Below are 1,271 nucleotides of genomic sequence, written 5' to 3' on the forward strand. Positions count from 1 at the left end.
GGGCCCTCGATGTGGAAGTCCTCCAGCGCCCGGCCCATGCCGTCGATCGCCGCCAGCCGGGTCGGGGCCCAGGCGCAGAGCTTGGCGATCATCGGGTCGTAGTACATCGAGATCTCGTCGCCCTCGCGCACCCCCGCGTCGTTGCGGACCGTGTAGCCGTCCCCAGGACCTTCTCTCCCGCCCTCGGCGGGCGGGGCGTAGCGGACCAGCCGGCCGATGCTGGGCAGGAACTTGCGGTAGGGGTCCTCGGCGTAGATCCGGCTCTCGATGGCCCAGCCGTTGATCTTCAGGTCCGACTGCTGGAAGGCCAGTTTCTCGCCCCAGGCCGAACGGATCATCTGCTCGACCAGGTCCAGGCCGGTGATCAGCTCGGTGACCGGATGCTCCACCTGCAGGCGGGTGTTCATCTCCAGGAAGTAGAAGCTCTTGTCCTGGCCGGCCACGAACTCCACCGTGCCGGCGCTGTCGTAATTGACCGCCTTGGCCAGGGCGACGGCCTGGGCGCCCATGGCCGCGCGGGTGGCTTCGTCCAGCAGCGGCGACGGGGCCTCCTCGATGACCTTCTGGTTGCGGCGCTGGATCGAGCATTCGCGCTCGAACAGGTGGACGACATTGCCGTGCCTGTCGCCCAGCACCTGGATCTCGATGTGGCGCGGGCTTTGGATGAACTTCTCGATGAAGATCCGGTCGTCGCCGAACGCCCCGGCCGCCTCGGCCCGGACGGCGGGGAAGCCCTCCTCGACGTCCTTGCGGCTCCAGGCCACGCGGATGCCCTTGCCGCCGCCGCCGGCGCTGGCCTTGATCATGACCGGATAGCCGATCTCCTCGGAAATCCGCACGGCGTGGGCGGTGTCGTCGATCTCGCCGATATGGCCGGGCACGCACGACACCCCGGCGGCTTGGGCGAACGTCTTGCTCTCGATCTTGTCGCCCATGGCCGAGATGGCCCCGGGATTGGGGCCGATGAACACGATCCCCTCGTCGGCGCACGCTTGGGCGAACTGCGCCTTCTCCGACAGGAAGCCAAAGCCCGGATGCACCGCCTGGGCCCCCGTCGCCTTGCAGGCGGCGATGATCTTGTCGGCCACCAGATAGGACTGGTTGGCCGGGGCCGGGCCGATAGGCGCCGCCTCGTCGGCCATCTCCACCGCCAGGCTGTCGGCGTCGGCGTCCGAATAGACCACCACCGTGGCGATCCCCAGCCGACGGCACGTCTTGATCACCCGCACCGCGATCTCGCCACGGTTGGCGATCAGGATTTTGTCGAACAT

General features: G+C 68.2%; 1 protein-coding gene. It reads right to left on the reverse strand.

From position 1 onward, the window contains the following. Window positions 1–1,271 (reverse strand): biotin carboxylase N-terminal domain-containing protein (locus tag EV278_RS23840; protein ID WP_132096733.1); only part of this gene is annotated, 1,271 nt, incomplete at its 3' end.

Origin of the sequence: Caulobacter sp. BK020 (assembly GCF_004342605.1) — a bacterium.
Taxonomy (GTDB): Bacteria; Pseudomonadota; Alphaproteobacteria; order Caulobacterales; family Caulobacteraceae; genus Caulobacter.